13 protein-coding genes are annotated in these 17264 nt (G+C 58.9%); 2 read left to right on the top strand and 11 right to left on the bottom strand.

The window, feature by feature from the left end; genetic code table 11:
• Positions 1-2: 2 nt before the first annotated feature.
• Positions 3-1703, bottom strand: coding sequence for a type IV-A pilus assembly ATPase PilB (gene pilB / locus AB3226_RS10170; RefSeq protein ID WP_367372981.1), 1701 nt, complete (start codon positions 1701-1703; stop codon positions 3-5).
• A gap of 225 nt (positions 1704-1928) precedes the next feature.
• On the opposite strand from pilB, the gene AB3226_RS10165 reads away from it, so the two are divergent.
• Positions 1929-2354, top strand: a complete 426-nt coding sequence (locus tag AB3226_RS10165) for a pilin (protein WP_218398775.1) — start codon at positions 1929-1931, stop codon at positions 2352-2354.
• 314 nt (positions 2355-2668) lie between these two features.
• Positions 2669-3025, top strand: coding sequence for a BON domain-containing protein (locus AB3226_RS10160; protein ID WP_007901973.1), 357 nt, complete (start codon positions 2669-2671; stop codon positions 3023-3025).
• Positions 3026-3381: 356 nt separating this feature from the next.
• On the opposite strand, the gene AB3226_RS10155 is transcribed toward AB3226_RS10160, so the two are convergent.
• The 10 genes from AB3226_RS10155 to AB3226_RS10110 form a co-directional block, all read right to left on the bottom strand.
• On the bottom strand, positions 3382-3678 hold the full coding sequence (locus tag AB3226_RS10155) for a DUF2845 domain-containing protein (protein WP_367372980.1): 297 nt from the start codon (positions 3676-3678) through the stop codon (positions 3382-3384).
• On the bottom strand, positions 3678-6665 hold the full coding sequence (locus tag AB3226_RS10150) for a DUF748 domain-containing protein (protein ID WP_367372979.1): 2988 nt from the start codon (positions 6663-6665) through the stop codon (positions 3678-3680). Before AB3226_RS10150 ends, AB3226_RS10155 begins: the two co-directional genes overlap by 1 nt.
• A 61-nt stretch (positions 6666-6726) precedes the next feature.
• Complete coding sequence (locus AB3226_RS10145) at positions 6727-7743, bottom strand: class I SAM-dependent rRNA methyltransferase (RefSeq protein ID WP_217858676.1); 1017 nt, start codon at positions 7741-7743, stop codon at positions 6727-6729.
• Positions 7744-8004: 261 nt separating this feature from the next.
• The gene (acs, locus tag AB3226_RS10140) at positions 8005-9942 is read right to left on the bottom strand and encodes an acetate--CoA ligase (protein WP_367372978.1); all 1938 of its coding nucleotides are present in this window, start codon (positions 9940-9942) and stop codon (positions 8005-8007) included.
• A 233-nt stretch (positions 9943-10175) separates the two neighbouring features.
• Positions 10176-11840: a glucose-6-phosphate isomerase gene (pgi, locus tag AB3226_RS10135; RefSeq protein ID WP_367372977.1), complete on the bottom strand. Its 1665-nt coding sequence runs from the start codon at positions 11838-11840 to the stop codon at positions 10176-10178.
• A 230-nt stretch (positions 11841-12070) separates the two neighbouring features.
• Positions 12071-12451 carry an aspartate 1-decarboxylase gene (gene panD / locus AB3226_RS10130; protein ID WP_367372976.1) on the bottom strand — a complete coding sequence of 127 codons (381 nt, stop codon included), beginning with the start codon at positions 12449-12451 and terminating at the stop codon, positions 12071-12073.
• A 195-nt stretch (positions 12452-12646) separates the two neighbouring features.
• A complete protein-coding gene (gene panC, locus AB3226_RS10125; RefSeq protein ID WP_367372975.1) occupies positions 12647-13507 on the bottom strand; it encodes a pantoate--beta-alanine ligase in 861 nt (286 codons plus the stop codon).
• Positions 13504-14304 carry a 3-methyl-2-oxobutanoate hydroxymethyltransferase gene (gene panB, locus AB3226_RS10120; protein ID WP_367372974.1) on the bottom strand — a complete coding sequence of 267 codons (801 nt, stop codon included), beginning with the start codon at positions 14302-14304 and terminating at the stop codon, positions 13504-13506. Before panB ends, panC begins: the two co-directional genes overlap by 4 nt.
• A gap of 376 nt (positions 14305-14680) precedes the next feature.
• Positions 14681-15166, bottom strand: a complete 486-nt coding sequence (gene folK / locus AB3226_RS10115; protein WP_367372973.1) for a 2-amino-4-hydroxy-6-hydroxymethyldihydropteridine diphosphokinase — start codon at positions 15164-15166, stop codon at positions 14681-14683.
• Between the two features lie 2 nt (positions 15167-15168).
• Positions 15169-16569, bottom strand: a complete 1401-nt coding sequence (locus AB3226_RS10110; RefSeq protein ID WP_367372972.1) for a polynucleotide adenylyltransferase PcnB — start codon at positions 16567-16569, stop codon at positions 15169-15171.
• Positions 16570-17264 lie beyond the last annotated feature (695 nt).

The raw sequence follows: 17264 nt of genomic DNA, 5'->3' as shown, positions 1-17264 counted from the left end.
GTTCAGTCCTTGGTGACCCGGTTGATTTCTTCAAGGCTGGTGATGCCTTGCATGGCCTTGAGCAGGCCCGAAGTACGCAGGTCGTTGAAGCCGTCCTTACGCATCTGGATGTCGATTTCCAGTGAATTGCCTTCGGCCATGATCAGCCGTTGCAGGTCCGGGGTGTTCTTTACCACTTCATAAATCCCTACTCGCCCTTTGTAACCGTTGTTGCATTGATCGCAACCGACCGGTTCATAGATCGTGAACGAGCCGATGCGTTCCTCGGGAAAGCCTTCTTTGAGTAACGCCTCGCGGGGAATGTCGATGGGCTTTTTGCAATGACTGCACAGTTTGCGCGCCAGGCGCTGGGCGATGATCAGGCTGACCGAGGTCGCGATGTTGAATCCCTGAATCCCCATGTTGCGCAAGCGGGTCAGGGTTTGCGCGGCGCTGTTGGTGTGCAGGGTGGAAAGCACCATGTGCCCGGTCTGGGCAGCCTTGATGGCGATTTCGGCGGTTTCGAGATCGCGGATTTCACCGACCATGATCACGTCCGGGTCCTGGCGCAGAAACGAGCGCAGCGCCTGGGCGAAATCCAGTCCTTGCCTCGGATTGACGTTGACCTGGTTGATGCCTTCCATGTTGATTTCTACCGGGTCTTCGGCAGTGGAGATGTTGATGTCGACGGTGTTGAGGATATTCAACCCGGTATAGAGCGACACGGTCTTGCCCGAGCCGGTGGGGCCGGTTACCAGGATCATTCCCTGTGGCTGCTTGAGGGCGGCCATGTACAGGTCTTTTTGCTCGGGTTCGTAGCCGAGGGCGTCGATGCCCATTTGTGCACTGGAAGGGTCGAGGATCCGGATTACCACCTTCTCGCCCCACAGGGTCGGCAGGGTATTGACCCGGAAGTCGATGGATTTGCTTTTGGACAGATGCATCTTGATTCGCCCGTCCTGGGGTTTGCGCCGCTCGGAGATGTCGAGACTGGCCATGACCTTCAGTCGGGAAGCAATGCGGTTGGCCAGTTGCGTCGGCGGCCTGGCGACCTCCCGCAGCATGCCGTCGGTGCGCATCCGCACGCGGTAGATTTTTTCATAGGGCTCGAAATGCAGGTCGGAAGAGCCGCTCTTGATCGCATCGAGTAGCATCTTGTGGACGAAGCGAACCACGGGCGCGTCATCGGTATCTTGCCCTGCAATGGGGTCCTGTTTCTGCTCATCGACCGACTCGATGTCCAGCCCGTCGAGGTCGACATCGGCCATGTCCTCCAGGCCGGTGGAGTGGTTGTCAAAGAATTTTTCGATGGCGTCGCTGAGTTTGTCTTCCTCCACCAGGATGGCTTCGGTGCTCAGCCCGGTGCTGAACTGGATGTCGTTGATGGCTTGATGATTGGTCGGGTCTGAAATCCCCACGAACAGCTTGTTACCACGTCGCCAGAGGGGCAGGGCGTGGTGCTGACGGATCAGCTTCTCACTGACCAGCCCTCGGGGTTGGGTGTCCTTGTCCAGGCAATTGAGGTCCAGCAGGGCCATGCCGAAATGCTCCGAGGCCACCTCGGCGACCTGCCAGCTTTTCAGCAGTTTGTTTTGCACCAGATAACTGACCAGCGAAATTCGATTGCGTTGGGCTTGCTGATACGCCTGTTGCGCACTTTGGTCAGTGATCAGCTCGGCCAGTACCAATTGCTTGGCCAGACCGCTAAGGGCAATGTCATTCATTGGAATACCGGACGCAGACAGTTAATGACTTATAGCCTAGTCAAGCAGTGGAACCAAACCAGCCGGGATGAGGTGACAAAAAGTGTCAGATAGTGCGGATCCTTGGAGCAGGAAAGGTCTTTACCGTGATCTCGCGCCCAGCAGGTAGGGCGCGCGCGGTTTGGCATGACCTGTGCTGTGCCTTATTCAGATCATGAGATTTCGACTCATGCATGGAGCCTGTCTATGAAAAATCAAAAAGGTTTTACTCTGATCGAGCTGCTGATCGTGGTAGCGATCATCGGGATTCTGGCGACGTTTGCGTTGCCGCAATATTCGAAGTACCAGGCGCGGGCGAAGGTCACTGCTGCGGTTGCAGAAATCTCTGCACTGAAGGTGCCTTTCGAAGACGTTATCAATCAAGGCACCGATATTGCCGCCCCCGCCGGGATCGGCGCGGCGAGCGCCACCACGGGTAATTGCACGATTACGGCAACGGGTACCGCCTCTTCCGGTGTGGGCAGTATTGGTTGCACGATTCTCAACGCACCGGGGCCGGTGCTCGGCAAAACCGTCACGCTTTCGCGCACACTTGCCGGTGGCTGGACTTGCGCCACTACGGTTGACGCGGAATACGCGCCTAAAGGTTGCCCTCCCACTCCCGCTAGCTGATTCATTCATCCTGCCAATGCCCCGCGTTTCACGACGCGGGGCATTTTTTTGTTCGCTATTTTTAGGGCCATTCAGGTAATCGAGAAACCCCCGAAAATTCATGGCCTTAGGCCTGCGTTAAAACCCGCATGTTGCATGTAGATAATTTCGCAGTCATGCAATTTGCATGATTTCGAAAATTGCCGCTGTTATTAAATGATTGATTTATAAGCATTTAATTTTTATCGGACAGTTGGCACAGCGTTCGCACTCTCTCCAGTAACCCTGCTGACAAGACACGCAGCAGACTTTCCAGAAATACAGGAGTTACTCGTATGAAGAAGTTCGCTATCGCTGCCGCTACTGCTACCGCGTTGACTCTGACCATGGCCAACGCTGCATTTGCACAGACCACCCAAGCGACTCAGGCACCCATGATGCTGGCCGCCGGTGAAGTCACTGAAGCGAAAGAGGATGTTTCCGATACCTGGATCACAACCAAAGTCAAAGCAGACCTGGTAACTGAAAAAGGCATCCCGGGCACCGACATTAAAGTCGAAACCAACAAAGGCGTTGTTTCCCTGTCTTCCATGACCGTTCTGACAGACGCTCAGAAAACCACCGCCGTGGCAATTGCCAAGAAAATCAAAGGCGTCAAAGCGGTGTCCGCTGACGGCCTGAAATCCGAGTAAGGCAAGGCTTCTCGCCTGGACCGGGAGAAGGTGCGGTAGATGGGCCGAGTCATACGTCTGCCGCGACTTGAGAGTTCATGCGAAAGGCCACAGGGACGTGGCCGTTACAGGCCCCGGCATTCGTGTCGGGGCCTGTTCTATTACGGGCTACGCAAAACAACTGAGGGAGCGAGCCTTTGTGGCGAGGGGGCTTGCCCCCGTTGGGGGTGCGGAGCGCCCCTGAAACCAGGCACCGCGATCTTGAATGGGAATGCGATGACCGGTTTACGATTGCTTCGCAATCGAACGGGGCGATGCGGCGTTCCGACAAGCCCCCTCGCCACAAAGGCTCGCTCCCACATTGGTTTGCAGGGGGCTCAATTCCCACGCTTGCTGGTGATTCGAACCAACCGGTTGCCTTCAAAGCGCAGGTACTGGTACATCCCGCTGTTGGGGCCGTAGGTCCATTCCTCGACCTGAAACTCTTCCCGCCGATTGGCGCTGCGCTTGTAGCCCAACACGTCACGGGCAACAGGCTCTCCGCATTTGTGCAGCACTTCGCCGGACCTGTCCCCGACGCTGATCAATTGACTGCCGCAGCGCAAGGTATCGGCCGCCGCTGCCTGGCCGGCAGCTAGCGCCAGGGTCAGGCTCAGAAGCCAGCGTGCGCCCATCACTCGGCATCCAGGTGCAAAGACGTGATAACCCGGCCATCGCTTTCTGCCTCACCGAGGCTGGCGTCGATGAAGTACACGCGGTCATCGGCCAACTGACCCTTGTCCACCAGATAATCCTTGATGCTGCTGGCCCGTTCTTGCCCCAGTTGACGCAACAACACCTCGCTGGAACTCCAGAACGCGATCACACCTTCACGCATTTTTTTACTGCGTTCTTCTTTGCCCAAGTCCTTCCATTCGGCGGGCGGCTGGGTCTTGAGGCGTGTGCGGTAGATCCCTTCAAGCAGCGGGCCTTTCTCGTTGTCCGGTACGTCCAGCAACGAGGCCTGGGCCGGTACTTTGTCACCGCGACGCTGGAGCATTTTGTAGTAGTTGTACTGGTATTCCCTCTCCAGGCGCTGCTCGGCAATCAGCGGGCCATCGCTGCTCTTGGCGGCGGTGCCTTCGATTTCCAGGCGCAGGGCTGGACGCTCCTTGAGCGCTTGGGACAGTTTGACCAGCGCCGTTTCGGCGTCTTTGCTCAGGTCGCTGGAACCCGGTGCGAACGCCACCGTGCCCAAATCTTCCGAACCGCCGCCGCTGACCAGGCCGCCAATCATTTTGAATGGCGCTGCGGCCGCTTTCACAATCAGATTGCGCAGGGTCTGCCAGACAATAGGCATGATGCTGAATTGCGGGTTGTTCAGGTCGCCGCTCACCGGCAGCTCGATGGAAATCTTGCCGTCGACATCCTTGAGCAACGCAATCGCCAGTTTCAGCGGCAGGCTCACGGCGTCTGGGCTGTCGACCTTTTCACCCAGTTGCAACTGCTCGACCACCACTTTGTTTTCGGCCAGGAGCTGGCCGTTAGTGATCTTGTAATGCAGATCGAGATTGAGCCGGCCCTTGCGGATACGGTAACCGGCGAACTTGCCGGAGTAGGGCGTCAACGTGGTCAGTTCCACCCGTTTAAAACTGGTGGCGATGTCCAGGCTGGCCATCGGATCGAACGGGTTGACCGAGCCCTTGATGGTCACCGGCGCATAGCGGTCAACTTTGCCTTTGACATCGACACTGGCCGGTTTTGCCTGGCGGCTGTCGATGGTGCCAATCTTCCCGTTGAGCTGTTGAACGGCCGTGGCGAAGTTCGGGGTCAGGCTGAAGTCGGCGAAGTTCGCCGAACCGTCATTAATGGCGATGCCACCAATGTGGATGCCCAGCGGCTTTTCCTTTGCGGTTGCCGGTTTGGCCGCGGCGGTCTTGGCGCCGGAATCGGCCGGTTGCGGGATCAACAGGTCATCGACGTTGGTAGTGCGATCATCGTTGATCATGAAGCGTGCATAAGGCTGGAACAAGTTGACCTTGTCGATCGACAGGCTGTCGCCATGTTGATAATTCAGGCCTTCGAGCACCAACTGTTGCCACTTGAGGAAGTCGCGGGTTTTCAGGGTGTCGAGGGTATGCAGTTGATCGACCTGAGCGCGACCTGTGACGTTGAACGCCAGCGGTTCGGTGCTTTTCAGGTCGACCGCCAGATCACTGCCCAGCATGCCGCTGCGCAGTTCGAGACGAATGAACGGGTTGATGTAGGACTGGGCGACGCGCAGGTCGATGTCCCTGGTCTGTACGTTCAGTTTGGCGCTGATCGGAGCCAGATTGACCACGCCATCCGCTGTGATCTTGCCTTGCTTGCCCACGCCGGTGTCGAGCTTGAGGTTGAAAGGTGAGCCATTGAGGCTGTCGAAATTTTGCAGGTCCAGGTTCAGCGGCCCCAACTCAAGCGCCACGGCGGGTTGCGCCTTGCGGTCGGCCAGGTGCACTTGATAATCGCGCAGTTGCACGTCTTTGAGCAGTACCTGCCAAGGCTTGCTCGGCGTGGTCGGTTCAGGCTTCGGCGAATCGGCAGCCGCCGGTGTGCTGGTCGGCTCGGCATTGGCCTTGGTGGCCGCTTTGGACGGCTGACTGGCGAACAGTTTTTGCCAATCGAGTTGCCCGTCGGCTTCGAGGGCGGCCCAGGTTTCCAGTTTCTGGCTGCGAATCTTGCCGACCACCACTTGCTGTTTGGCCAGGTCTACGGTGGTTTCGCTGATGTCCAGCCGCTCGAGCTTCGCCAGCGGTCGACCGTCCGCAGTCTTGATGGCGAAAGGCGCGACGCTGACGGCAACGTTGCTCAGCAGCAGTTCGGTTTCCTTGGCCAGGTTGAGTTTGTAATCGGTGCTGAGGCTGACCACGCCATCTTCGAGTGCGAGTGGCACAGCATCGCGCACATAGGGCCAAAAGGATTTCATCTTGCCATCGGTGATTTTCAGCTTACCTTCGGAGGCGATCGGGATCAGGCTGAAGTTGCCGGTCCAGTCGATCTGTCCACCTGCCGGGCCGACGGCCACCAGCGTCATGTCGGCGCTGTCTTCGGGCAGGGTGCTGAGGTTATTCAGTTCGAAGTCGAGTTTGTCGTAGAGGAATTCGATGGGTTCGCTGGGCCGTGCATCCTCGAAGTGTACGGAGCCGCCGGCCAGTTTGATCCGCTCCACGCGCAGCGGGAATGGTTTGGCGTCCGGGTCGACCGGGGTCGGTTCGCTGGCGGGGATTTTGAACAGGCCGAGCAGGTTGAGTTTGCCGTCCTTGCCGAAGAGGATTTCGGTCTTGGGCTTGTCCAGTTCGATATCGGACAGGTGCAGGGCCTTGGTCCAGAGGCTGTCGATCTGCAGGTTGGCGTACAGACGTTCGAAGCCCACTTGCTCCTTGCCCGGCTCGCCGATGACCAGGCCCCAAAGGGTGACTTCAAGGCTGAACGGGTTGAGTTCGATCCGCGAAATCGTCGCGGGCGTCGTGGCGTAGTTGGCCAATTGTTGGTTGGCGATTCGCAACGCGATGCCCGGCAAAATCAGAAACCCCAACAGGCTATAAAGAGCCAGGGCAGTCAACAAGGCGCCGATAGCGCGAATCAATCCTTTGGGCATGTGCGGCTTCATCTGTCGGAATCGGAGTGCCTTGGAGTATGGCATGCGTTTGCGGTTCCGAAGCAACCAGGCTTTATAGGATTTATCTGATTATCGGTGCGGATTTTCAGAGCTGCAGGATCAGGGTCTTCAGCGGCGGCTGCTGATCCATCGACGGGAAATCGCTGCCCGGCGTCAGCACGCTCCACTCACGCACCGGGCGCCCGGCCTTCTCTGCGCAGCGCAGAACCTGTTCACGCCAATCGTCCATGCTGACCTTCGCCAGGTTGTTGCAGCAGATCAGCACGCCGTCGTCGGCGGTGGTCAGCAACGCCGGTTTGAGCAGGCTCTGGTAGTCACGCAACAGGTCGACCGTGCCGAAAGCACTCTTGGCCCAGGCCGGAGGATCAAGCAGCACCAAATCGTACTGACGCGGGTCCAGGCGTTGATAGCTCGGCAGTTTCTGGCCGCGACGCTGGCTGATCGGCAGACCAGCCAATTGACGAATCGCCGGGAAATAATCGGACTGGATGAATTCCATCGTCGGCAATTGCGGGTTGAGCAGACCGTTCTCGCGGCCGACCGCCAGATTGCCTTCGGCAAAGTCCAGGTTACACACTTCGCTCGCCCCACCAGCCGCGGCACTGAGGCCGACACCGCAGGTGTAGGCAAACAGATTCAGCACACTTTTGTTTTTGCTGTGCGCCTTGACCCAGCCGCGAGCGTTGCGCAGGTCGAGAAACAGCAACGGGTCCTGGCCAGCGTGACGTCCGCGAACCCGGTAGTTCAGTCCCCATTCGTGGCCGATCAAATCTTGCAGGGCGGCTTCGTCGGCGCGGTAGACGGTGTCTTCGCGGTCGATGCGCGAGTTGCCACGGGAACGGTCGTTGTAGACCAGCAGGGTGTCGAGGCCCAGCTGCTGATTGACGATCTCGTGCAGTTGCAGCAGGGCGTCACGCTCCAGTGCCTGGTGAAAGCTCTGCACCAACAGTTGCGGGCCGTAGCGGTCGATGGTCAGGCCGCCGGCACCTTCCTGGCTGCCGTGGAACAGGCGATAGCAATCGGTGCCTTGCTGATGCAGCTCGGCAAGCAGGTCCTGACGATGATCGAGGGCGGCGCGCAGCGCCTGATTCAAGGAAGACATGCTGAGCGCCTTGCAGGAGGGAATTGGGGGCGCGGGAGTTTAACAGCTATGGGCTGATCGTTCCCACGCTCCGCGTGGGAATGCCTCACCGGACGCTCTGCGTCTGCTTCTTGGGACGCGGAGCGTCCCTGGCTGCATTCCCACGCAGAGCGTGGGAACGATCAAACGATCAATAATGCGGTTGCTCGATGGCCAATGCCACGCCCTGATCTCCACCCCGCGCGGCCGATGTTGGTCGCGTGGGGGATTTGGAGCACGGGCTCATTGGTTCAAGCGTTGATCGATCAACCCTTGGACCACGCTCGGGTCGGCGAGGGTCGAGGTGTCGCCCAGGCTGTCCAGTTCGTTGCAGGCGATCTTGCGCAGGATTCTTCGCATGATCTTGCCCGAACGGGTTTTCGGCAGGGCCGGGGCCCATTGGATCAAGTCCGGTTTGGCGAAGCTACCGATTTCCTTGCTGACATGCGCCAGCAATTGTTTCTTCAGTTCGTCGTTGGGTTCGGTGCCATTCATGGGCGTGACGAAGGCATAGATGCCCTGGCCTTTGACGTCATGGGGGTAACCGACCACGGCGGCCTCGGCGATGCTGTCGTGCAGCACCAGCGCGCTTTCGACTTCGGCCGTGCCGATGCGGTGCCCGGAGACGTTGATCACGTCGTCGATGCGCCCGGTGATCCAGTAGTCGCCGTCCTCATCGCGACGTGCGCCGTCGCCGGTGAAGTAATAGCCGGGGTAGGGCTTGAAGTAGGTTTCAATCATCCGTTTCGGGTCGCCGTAGACGCTGCGGATTTGCGCCGGCCAGCTGGACTTGATGGCCAGTATGCCGCTGCCGGCGCCTTTGATTTCCTTGCCGTGTTCGTCGAGCAATACCGGTTGCACGCCGAACATCGGTTGGGTGGCGCAGCCGGGTTTGATCCGTTGGGTGCTGACCAGCGGGCTGAGCATGATGCCGCCGGTTTCGGTCTGCCACCAGGTATCGACAATCGGGCAGCGCTGCTCGCCGACCGTATTGAAATACCACTCCCAGGCTTCCGGGTTGATCGGCTCACCGACGGTGCCGAGTAACCGCAGGCTTTCGCGGGACGTTTCCTTCAACGGCTCGGGGCCTTCACGCATCAGCGCACGCAGCGCGGTCGGAGCGGTATAGAAGATGTTCACATGGTGCTTGTCTATCACCTGCCAGAAGCGCGAGGTGCTGGGGTAGCTCGGCACGCCTTCGAAGATCAGCGTGGTCGCCCCGTTGGCCAGCGGCCCATAGACAATGTAGCTGTGGCCGGTGACCCAGCCGACATCGGCGGTGCACCAGAAGACTTCACCGTCGCGATAGTCGAGCACGTACTTGAAGGTCATGGCCGCTTGCAACAGATAGCCGCCGGTGGTGTGCAGCACGCCTTTGGGTTTACCGGTGCTACCGGAGGTGTAGAGGATGAACAGCGGGTCTTCGGCGTCCATCGGCTCTGGCGGGCAGTCGTCGCTGACGTCGCGCAAAGCCTGGTGGTACCTGATGTCCCGATCGTCGACCCAGTTAACCTGGCCTTGGGTGCGTTCGACCACGATCACGGTGTTCACATCGGGGCAGCTTTGCAGCGCCGTGTCGACGTTCTGTTTGAGCGGCACGAATTTACCGCCGCGCACGCCTTCGTCGGCAGTGATCACGGTGCGGCAATCGGCGTCGAGGATCCGGTCACGCAGCGAGTCCGGGGAGAAGCCGCCGAACACCACTGAATGAATCGCGCCGATCCGCGCGCAGGCGAGCATGGCGTAAGCGGCTTCGGGGATCATCGGCATGTAGATGCACACGCGGTCGCCTTTCTTTACGCCACGGCTTTTGAGCACGTTGGCCAGTCGACAGACGTTGTGATGAAGTTTTTTGTAGGTGATCTGTGCAGATTCGGCGGGGTCATCGCCTTCCCAGATGATCGCGATTTGATCGCCGCGTTTTTCCAGGTGACGGTCGATGCAGTTGTAACTGACGTTTAACTTCCCGCCAGCGAACCAGCTCGCCTCACCGGTTTTCAGGTCGTAACGCTGGACGGTTTGCCACGGCGCGCTCCAGTCGAGAAAGCGTGTGGCCTGTTCGGCCCAGAAGGTGCTGGGGTGCTCGATGGATTGGCGGTACAGGCGTTGGTAGTCGTCTTGACTTAACTGTGCAGCCCGGCGGACGGCATCGGCTTTAGGGAACGTGCTGATATCGAACATGACGGTTCCTTATTCTTGTTGCGACAAGTAATAAAGATGCGCCCTGTGGGGGAAGGGTTCAAGTCAGCTGCCGATCGGTGTGGAAGGGGCCGGCAGCAAAATTTGTGACCGCCATAAACCAATGTGGGAGCGAGCCTGCTCGCGATGGCGGCAAAACATTCAACATCAATTTGAATGTCAGACCGCTATCGCGAGTAGGCTCGCTCCCACAAGGGCAGCTGCGTGGCGTCAAATCACCCGCGGTGACGACCGCGGAAGTAGTTGATCAAGCCTTGGGTGGAGGCATCGTCAGCCGGGGTTTCTTCGCTGCCGACCAAGCGGTTGTAGACGCCTTTGCCCAGCTCCTTGCCCAGCTCCACGCCCCACTGATCGAAGGCATTGATGCCCCAGACCACGCTTTGTACGAAGACTTTGTGTTCATACAGCGCCACCAGTGCGCCAAGACGACGCGGGCTGATGCGTTCGACCACCAAGGTGTTGCTCGGACGGTTGCCCGGGATCACCTTGTGTGCCGCCAGCTTCTGCACTTCGTCCTCGCTCATGCCTTTGTCACGCAGCTCGGCTTCGGCCTCGGCGCGGGTCTTGCCCAGCATCAGCGCCTGGCTTTGCGACAGGCAGTTGGCGTACAGCCACTGGTGGTGGTCGGACACCGGGTTGAAGCTGACGATCGGCACGATAAAGTCGGCCGGAATCAGCTGGGTGCCTTGGTGCAGCAACTGGTGATAAGCGTGCTGACCGTTGCAGCCGACGCCGCCCCAGATCACCGGGCCGGTATCGGTGGACACTGGCGTGCCGTCCTGACGCACGCTCTTGCCGTTGGATTCCATGTCCAGCTGTTGCAAGTGTTTGGTGATGTTGCGCAGGTAGTGGTCGTACGGCAGGATCGCGTGGCTTTGCGCGCCCCAGAAGTTGCCGTACCAGACACCGAGCAACGCCAGCAGCACTGGCATGTTCTGTTCGAATGGCGCGCTCTGGAAGTGCTGGTCCATGGTGTAGGCACCGGACAGCAGTTCCTTGAAGTTCGACATGCCGATGGCCAGTGCAATCGGCAAACCGATAGCCGACCACAGCGAGTAACGCCCGCCGACCCAGTCCCACATCGGGAAGATGTTTTCTTCGCGAATACCGAATGCCACCGCCGCAGCATTGTTGCTGGAAACGGCGATGAAGTGACGGTACAGCTCGGCTTCCGAACCGCCCTGAGCCAGGTACCACGCGCGGGCGGCCTGGGCGTTTTTCAGGGTTTCGAGGGTGTTGAAGGATTTCGACGAGACGATGAACAGCGTGGTCTCGGCGCGCAGCTTCATGGTCAGTTCGTGGAATTCACTGCCGTCGATGTTCGCCAGGTAATGGCAGCGCACGCCTTTGTGGGCGTAGGACAGCAGCGCTTCGGATACCAACTCAGGGCCGAGGAACGAGCCACCGATGCCGATGTTCACCACGTCAGTGATCGGCTTCTCGGTGTAACCGCGCCACAAACCGTCGTGGATGCGACCCACGAGGTCGGTAATCTGGTTCAACACCTTGTGCACATCGGGCATCACGTTGACGCCGTTGACCGACAACTTGTCGCCCACCGGGCGGCGCAGTGCGGTGTGCAGGGCCGGACGGCCTTCGGAAGAGTTGACGATTTCGCCATCGAACAGCGCTTTGATCGCGCCCTTGAGGTCGACTTCGTTGGCCAGGCCCACCAGCAGGTTGCGGGTCTCGGCGTTGATCAGGTTTTTCGAGTAGTCGAGAAACAGGCCGCAGCTGCTAAGGGTGAATTGGGTAAAGCGCTGCGGATCGGCATTAAAGGCTTCGCGCATGCTGAAATCCTGCATGGCTTGGCGGTGGTCATTCAACGCTTGCCAGGCGGGCAGAGCGGTAACGTCGTGAGGAGTGCGGTAGTACGCCATCGCTGCGGTTTTCCTTTTTACTTGAACAGCCTTTTGAACACTAAAAATCCCGGAGAGCCGCGAGTGGGCTTCCGGTCAACTGCGTCGACACGATTTCTGGCGCAGGGCGAATACAGTAAACCTCGCGCTGCAATCTGTCTTGACTTTGTCTGACCTGCTCCCGGTACTTTTTTAACATTTAAACCGGGAGCGGTCCGACAAACGGAAGGCTGACAGGGGGAGCGGTTCGATCAGGCGACCTGAACCGGAATGGCATTGCTGGTGTGGCTCAGTTCGTTACTTGGCGCCATGTAGAGCATGCGTGGCTTGAAGTTGAGCAATTCGGCTTCGCTGTAGTGAGCGTAAGCGCAGATGATCACGCGATCGCCGACCTTGGCCTTGTGCGCTGCGGCACCGTTGACCGAAATCATGCGCGAACCTTCTTCACCACGAATCGCGTAGGTGGTGAAGCGTTCGCCGTTGTCGACGTTGTAGATCTGGATCTGTTCGTACTCACGAATGCCGGACAGGTCCAGCCATTCGCCGTCGATGGCGCAAGAGCCTTCGTAATCGAGTACAGCGTGGGTGACTTCGGCGCGATGCAGCTTGGCCTTGAGCATGATGGCGTGCATGAGTGTTTCCCCAGGTCGGAATCGAACGGCGGGCAGTTTGCCCGAAGGCTTGAAGGGCGGCAATACGATGTGGGATTTGATGCAGGACCAATGTGGGAGCGGGCTTGCCCGCGATGGCGTACTAACAGTCAACATCTATGTCGACTGCTAAATCGCTATCGCGGGCAAGCCCGCTCCCACAGGGTTTGGTGGTGTTTATACGGGTGCGTCGAGGTTCAGATGCAGGTTGTCGATCAACCGCGTCGTGCCCAGGAACGCCGCCACCAGTATCACCAGATCCCGATCTTCCGCCGTCGCTGGACGCAAGGTCAGCGCATGGCGAATTTCCAGATAGTCCGCACGCAGGCCAGCGGCTTCAAGCTGTTTGATCTGCTCGTTGATCAACGTCGGATAATCGCGCTCGCCCTGTTTGATGGCGTCGCTGATCCGGGTCAGGGTCCGATAGACCTCTGGCGCGATGGCCCGCTGCTCTTCGCTGAGGAAGCCATTGCGCGACGACAGGGCCAAGCCGTCGGCGGCGCGTACGGTAGGCTCACCGATGATCTGGATCGGCATGTTCAGGTCATGCACCAGGGCACGAATCACTGCCAGTTGCTGGAAGTCTTTCTGGCCGAAGATCGCCAAGTCCGGCTGGACCATGTTGAACAGCTTGCTGACTACGGTCGCCACCCCTTCGAAATGCCCCGGACGGCTGGCGCCGCACAGGCCTTCGGACAGTTGCGGAGCGCTGACGCGGGTCTGGCCGGCCATGCCGTCGGGGTACATTTCTTCGACGGTGGGTGCGAACAGCAGATGGCAACCGGCCTGGAGCAGTTTTTCCTGATCGGCGGCCAGGGTCCGTGGGTACTTGTCGAGGTCTTCGCCGGCGCCAAACTGCAGCGGGTTGACGAAAATGCTCGCGACCACGAAATCCACCCGTTGCGTGGCTTTGGTAATCAGCGCGATATGCCCGCTGTGCAGGTTGCCCATGGTCGGCACGAAGCCGATGCGCTTGCCTTCGCTGCGGGCACGGGCCACGGCGGCCCGCAGTTCGCGTACGGTTTTTACGGTGTTCATGCAGAGAATCCGTGTTCGATGCCAGGGAAAGTCGCCGCTTTGACTTCAGTGACGTAAGCGCTCAAGGCAGCTTGAATGCTGGTTTGGCCGGTCATGAAGTTCTTCACGAATTTTGGCACGCGGCCGGTAATGGACAAGCCAAGCATGTCGTGCAGGACCAGTACCTGGCCGTCGGTGCCGCTACCAGCGCCGATGCCGATCACCGGGATCTTCACCGCCTGGGTGATTTCCTCGGCCAGTTCGCTGGGTACGCATTCGAGCAGCAGCATGGCCGCGCCGGCCTGTTCCAGGGAGATGGCGTCGGCGCGCATTTGCCGCGCCTGATTCTCGTTGCGGCCCTGGACTTTATAGCCGCCAAGGATGTTGACCGATTGCGGCGTCAGCCCCATGTGCGCGCAGACCGGGATACCCCGTTCGGCCAGCAGACGGATCGAGTCCGCGAGCCACAATGCACCTTCCACCTTCACCATGTGGGCACCGGACTGCATCAACAGCGCGCTGTTGGTCATGGTTTGTTCAATGGTGGCGTAGGCCATGAAGGGCAGATCGGCGAGGATCAGGGCATCGGCGTTGCCGCGTTTGACGGCCGCCACGTGGTAGGCCATTTCAGCGGTGGTCACCGGCAGGGTGCTGTCGTGACCTTGCAAGACCATGCCGAGGGAGTCGCCCACCAGCAGCACTTCAACCCCGGCCTCATTGCAGGCATGGGCGAAGGTCGCGTCATAGCAGGTCAGCATGGTGATCTTTTCACCTTTCTGCTTGAGGCTCTGGAGCGTGGTCAGGGTGATGGCTGGCATGAAAAAAATCCTCATTACAGGCGCTATGGAAACTACTGCGAGTAACGCGCGTGATTCGTCATTTATACAGGCGCACCTTCTTTCGTGGTGCTTGTAAGGCCTGGATTGCGCCCTTTGGCGCCGCGTTGGCGGCAGCGGGACGCCTATAGTCGTGAGGAGAACCCGGGAAGTCAATTGTGTGTGTTACCGCATTGTTACGTGTGGGGTGTTACCGGCGTTACTGATGCGATTCAGCAGATTTTAGCTGCTGCAAATCTTTGATACGACAGAAACCATTGTGGGAGCGGGCTTGCCCGCGATAGCGACTTTACATTCAACATCAATGTTGACTGATAGTCCGCCATCGCGGGCAAGCCCGCTCTCACAGGGTTTTTTATCAATTCGGGGAGAGGCGTTCCAACCCGACGAACGGGCAGGCAGCGAGCAATGCTGTGAGGGTGCGGCCATCGGCCAGGCGCAGATCAGCCGGTGCCAGCTCGGCCAGCGGATAGAGCACAAAGGCCCGTTCCTGCAGGTGATAGTGGGGGACTTTGAGGCGAGGTTCGTCGATCAGTCGATCGCCAAACAGCACGATGTCCAGATCCAGCGTGCGCGGGCCCCAGCGTTCAAGGCGCTCGCGGCCTTGGCCATTCTCGATGGCTTGCAGCGCATCCAGCAGCTCCAGCGGCGCGAGTTCGCTATCGAGCGCGGCGACCGCGTTGGTGTAACGCGGTTGGCCGGGCAGCAGCGAATCACTTTGATAGAACCCGGAAACCCCGGCCAGTTCGGTCTGAGGCAATTGCGCCAGCGCCAAGGCAGCGCTGCGCAACTGTTCCGCAGGGTCAGCCAGATTGCTGCCCATGCCGATGTAAATGCGTTCCATGCTTACTCGCCTGTAGCGCTCGGTGCGCCGGCCGCGCGCTTGCGCTTGGCACCGCCGCTGCGGCGACGTTTGCGTGGAGCGCCAGTACCGTCGTCCTTGCCGCTGAGGTCGCGGATCATGTCCCGGCGTTCGCTGTCGTTGGCGTCCTGATAGTCGGTCCACCATTCGCCCAGGCCATCGGTCTGCTCACCGGCGCTTTCACGCAGCAGCAGGAAGTCGTAACCGGCGCGGAACCGCGGGTTGTCCAGCAACAGGTCGGCGCGTTTGCCGCTGCGCCGTGGCAGACGCTCCTGCATGTCCCAGATCTCGCGGATCGGCATGGTGAAGCGTTTCGGAATGGCGATGCGCTGGCACTGTTCGGCGATCAACTCGTGAGCGGCTTCCTGCATCGCCGGAATCGGCGGCATGCCGCGTTCTTGCAGGCGCAACACACGGGCCGGCAGGGCAGGCCAGAGCAGGGCGGCAAACAGGAACGCCGGGGTGACCGGTTTGTTCTGCTTGATCCGCAGGTCCGTGTTGATCAGCGCTTCACTGATCAGCGTGTGCGTGTAGGTCGGGTTGTGCTCCAACGCTGCCGCACTGGCCGGGAACAGCGGATCGAACAACTGCAGGTCGACCAGCATTTCGAAGGTGTCCGCGGCATAGCCGGAGAGGAACAACTTGAGCACTTCTTCGAACAGACGAGCCGACGGGATCTCGCGTAGCAACGGCGCCAGTTCGCGGATCGGCGTGGCGCTGTGTTTTTCGATGCCGAAATTCAACTTGGCGGCGAAACGCACGGCCCGCAGCATCCGCACCGGGTCTTCCTGGTAGCGTTGCTTCGGATCGCCAATCAGGCGGATCAGATGATTGCGGATATCGTGTACGCCGTTGGCGTAGTCGAGAATGCGTTCGCTGACCGGATCGTAATACAAGGCGTTGATGGTGAAGTCGCGACGTTGCGCGTCTTCTTCCAGAGTGCCGTAGACGTTGTCACGCAGAATGCGCCCGCTTTCATTACGAGACGATTGGTTGCTGTCTTCGTCCTCGTCGTTTTGCGGGTGATTGGCGCGGAAGGTCGCGACTTCAATGATTTCGCGGCCAAAGTGGATATGTACCAGTTTGAAACGCCGACCGATAATCCGCGCGTTGCGGAATTCGGCGCGTATCTGTTCAGGCGTGGCGCTGGTGGCGACGTCGAAATCTTTCGGCGTGATGCCGAGCAGCATGTCTCGCACACAGCCGCCGACCAGGTAAGCCTGGTAACCGGCGTTCTGCAGGCGTTCGACGATATTCACCGCGTAACGGCTGAACTTGGCCTTTTGCAGCGAATGTTGGCCGCTGTTGAGCACTTCAGGCGTACTGCGAATGTGTTGCGTATGACGCTTGGGAGAACGGAATGACTGGAACAACTTCTTCAGCATGGGATGCACTGTTTGAAGGAATGTTCGGCCATAACGAAGAATGACCGCATGATGGGCGGGGATTCTAGCATTTAGTCGGGGGATGGTGTAGGAAGCTGCGCAAGCGTGTGAAGGGGATGTCGCGTGGCGTGCCCAAACGGCAGAAACCACAAGGGGAGCCGAAGCTCCCCAAGAAGTAGTTGCATGCTCTATTTTTATTATTGGTTTCGGGCTTCTTGTTTTTGTTGAGCGCCCTCGCCATGAAGTTTTCCTTCATGACCCTCCCAATCGGGAGCCAAGAGCAAACGGATTGCTTTGGTCGCTGTGTTGCTGTGATCGTTCGATCCAACCAGTTCAGGCACTGTCTTGAGACAGTTTTTATTATTCTCGGCCTGGTCGTGGGGCAAGCCCCAAATGCAACGCCTCTCCAAAAGAATCAGTTAGCTACGCCTCTCGCCGTCTTGTTTTTATTGTGCGTGAGTCGATTCGTCTTATTTTTATTGTCTTGTACATTGCTTGTTATTGTTCTTGTACCAAACATATAGCAGGGTGCGTGCCAACTTTTGTGAAGGCCAGTAAAACAAGGGGTTAGGCAGGCTAATGGTGTTTTTCGAGGCCCAAAAAAACCGGGGCTTCGTTACCGTAAGCCCCGGTTTCTGTTACGCGAAAAAGCTGAGGTAACAGTTTTTTTCACAATGTCATGTGTTACCCGCACA

This window comes from Pseudomonas lini (genome assembly GCF_964063345.1).
GTDB lineage: Bacteria > Pseudomonadota > Gammaproteobacteria > Pseudomonadales > Pseudomonadaceae > Aquipseudomonas > Aquipseudomonas lini_B.
This window is presented reverse-complemented; position numbering and strand designations above follow the sequence as displayed.

Bases quoted from the DNA above. Each gene is read 5' to 3' on its own strand.
- pilB (WP_367372981.1), bottom strand. From the start codon at position 1,703: ATGAATGACATTGCCCTTAGCGGTCTGGCCAAGCAATTGGTACTGGCC.
- AB3226_RS10165 (WP_218398775.1), top strand. From the start codon at position 1,929: ATGAAAAATCAAAAAGGTTTTACTCTGATCGAGCTGCTGATCGTGGTA.
- AB3226_RS10160 (WP_007901973.1), top strand. From the start codon at position 2,669: ATGAAGAAGTTCGCTATCGCTGCCGCTACTGCTACCGCGTTGACTCTG.
- AB3226_RS10155 (WP_367372980.1), bottom strand. From the start codon at position 3,678: ATGGGCGCACGCTGGCTTCTGAGCCTGACCCTGGCGCTAGCTGCCGGC.
- AB3226_RS10150 (WP_367372979.1), bottom strand. From the start codon at position 6,665: ATGCCATACTCCAAGGCACTCCGATTCCGACAGATGAAGCCGCACATG.
- AB3226_RS10145 (WP_217858676.1), bottom strand. From the start codon at position 7,743: ATGTCTTCCTTGAATCAGGCGCTGCGCGCCGCCCTCGATCATCGTCAG.
- acs (WP_367372978.1), bottom strand. From the start codon at position 9,942: ATGTTCGATATCAGCACGTTCCCTAAAGCCGATGCCGTCCGCCGGGCT.
- pgi (WP_367372977.1), bottom strand. From the start codon at position 11,840: ATGGCGTACTACCGCACTCCTCACGACGTTACCGCTCTGCCCGCCTGG.
- panD (WP_367372976.1), bottom strand. From the start codon at position 12,451: ATGCACGCCATCATGCTCAAGGCCAAGCTGCATCGCGCCGAAGTCACC.
- panC (WP_367372975.1), bottom strand. From the start codon at position 13,507: ATGAACACCGTAAAAACCGTACGCGAACTGCGGGCCGCCGTGGCCCGT.
- panB (WP_367372974.1), bottom strand. From the start codon at position 14,304: ATGCCAGCCATCACCCTGACCACGCTCCAGAGCCTCAAGCAGAAAGGT.
- folK (WP_367372973.1), bottom strand. From the start codon at position 15,166: ATGGAACGCATTTACATCGGCATGGGCAGCAATCTGGCTGACCCTGCG.
- AB3226_RS10110 (WP_367372972.1), bottom strand. From the start codon at position 16,569: ATGCTGAAGAAGTTGTTCCAGTCATTCCGTTCTCCCAAGCGTCATACG.